The 1,894-nt window shown below is 48.7% G+C and carries 1 protein-coding gene; it reads right to left on the bottom strand.

Annotation, left to right across the window (positions count from 1 at the left end; genetic code table 11):
- Positions 1-235: 235 nt before the first annotated feature.
- A partial coding sequence (locus EO131_RS06440) for a BspA family leucine-rich repeat surface protein (protein WP_127020089.1) occupies positions 236-1,894 on the bottom strand: 1,659 nt, incomplete at its 5' end.

The following is a 1,894-nucleotide window of genomic DNA, read 5'->3' as shown; positions in this document are numbered from 1 at the left end:
AAAGTATCGACACTAATTCCACGAATTTTCTCGAATAGTTACATGAGCAATGTAATTTTGCCCAACCCTTAACCCTTAACCCTTAACCTTTGATTAATGTCTGTTCTCCAAATTCTCACTACCATCTACTAGCTACTCATTACCCATATCTGTTAAAACAAAAAACCACCGAAAAACCTTGCGGCCCTCCGGTGGCAAAACAATTCCGATTTAGGAATAATTCAATCAGTCAAGTTTAAGGACATACAGGTTCAACAAAAAAGTTCCCGGCAAATGTCCATGAGTGGGTTTGATCTAAATTATTGGCGGCATCAATTGCATCTTGCCCACAAAATGCTATATTATCCAGTCCTAAAGTAATATTATCAGGACCATTGTTTGTTTCCACAAAATTGTTCCACCCGATTAACGTAGCATTCAAATTAGCAGGTGACATCCCACTATTGTCCAACATATCTTGCATATTGGTAACATTGCCTATTTCCCAGCTTGCCAAACTTTGATCAAAGGAACTGGCACCACTGAACATATTGGACATATCGGCGACATTGCTCACGTCCCAATTACCGATGGCACCATTAATGGAAGTGGCCCCTTCGAACATACTTGACATATCGATAACATTGCCCAATTTATCGGCCCAACCGCTCAGGTCTTGGTCAAAACTGATGGCCCAGGCGAACATGCCGCTCATATTGGTCACATTGCTTACGTCCCAATTGCCGATGGCACCATTAAAGGAAGTGGCAGCCCAGAACATGTCGGACATATCGGTCACATTGCCCAATTTATCGGCCCAACCGCTCAGGTCTTGGTCAAAAGAAGTGGCTCCGTTGAACATACTCCTCATATCGGTCACATTGCTCACGTCCCAATTACCGATGGCCCCGTTAAAGGAAGTGGCCCCTTCAAACATGCGTGCCATATTGGTGACATTGCTTGTGTCCCAATTGCCGATGGCCCCATTAAAGGAAGTGGCGTATTGGAACATGTTGGACATACTGGTAACCATGGAAAGGTCCGGTACGTCCGTAGCGTTATAGACCATGTTTAGTGCAGTATAAAACATAAAAGCCATATCAACCCATTGGGCGGTGCCCCATTGTTCCATGCCCACAAGTTTTTCAGGTGTGTCAAAAATTGCAAGAAAGGAAAATCCAATTAAATCACCCTTAATGGCCACGGTATAGGTGCCGGCGGATGTATACGTATGGTCCTTGAATCCATCTATGTTCAGGTTCGTTTCCACTTGGCCATCGCCCCAGTCTATGGTCAAATTGGAACCTTTTGAAAAGAAACCAACATCCTCGCCATCGGCATCCGTTTTCCAGGTGGTGATAAAGGAGGCGGGGTCGTCGAACAGGGTCTCCACCACGTTGGTCACGTTCACCTGTACGGTAAGGTCCACTTGGTTGGTACCGTCGTTTACCGTTACCACCAGCTCGTGGCTCTTGGCCGTTTCATAATCGAGGCTCATACTTGGTGCCAGGCTCAGTTCGCCTGTTTCGGTGATCTCGAACAGGTCGTTGTCGTTGGTCTTCATGGCAAAGGTCAGCGCATCGCCTTCGGGGTCGGTGGCCACCACCGTTCCGATCGCATCGGTGTCGGCAATGTCCTCTGCCACCGTGAACTTCTGTGCATCGCCCGTTGGATCCATGTTCTCCAATACGTTTATGGTGATCACAGCGCTCCGGGTGTTGGTGCCATCGTTCACGCTCACGGTAAGGGTGTGCTGTTGTGCGGCACCGTAGTCCATCTTCTTGCCCTCGATCAGGCTCAGTACGCCCGCGGCAGTGATCTCGAACAGGCCGGAGGCGTCCTCCTCGATCGTGAAGGTGCCCGTGGCCCCTCCGGGCACAAAGGCCTGTACGGTTCCGATCTCGGTGGCGGCGTC

The sequence above is a fragment of the Flagellimonas beolgyonensis genome (genome assembly GCF_003992615.1).
GTDB classification, from domain to species: domain Bacteria; phylum Bacteroidota; class Bacteroidia; order Flavobacteriales; family Flavobacteriaceae; genus Flagellimonas; species Flagellimonas beolgyonensis.
Note: the sequence above shows the minus strand (reverse complement) of the source record. Positions and strands in the feature narration are given on the sequence as shown.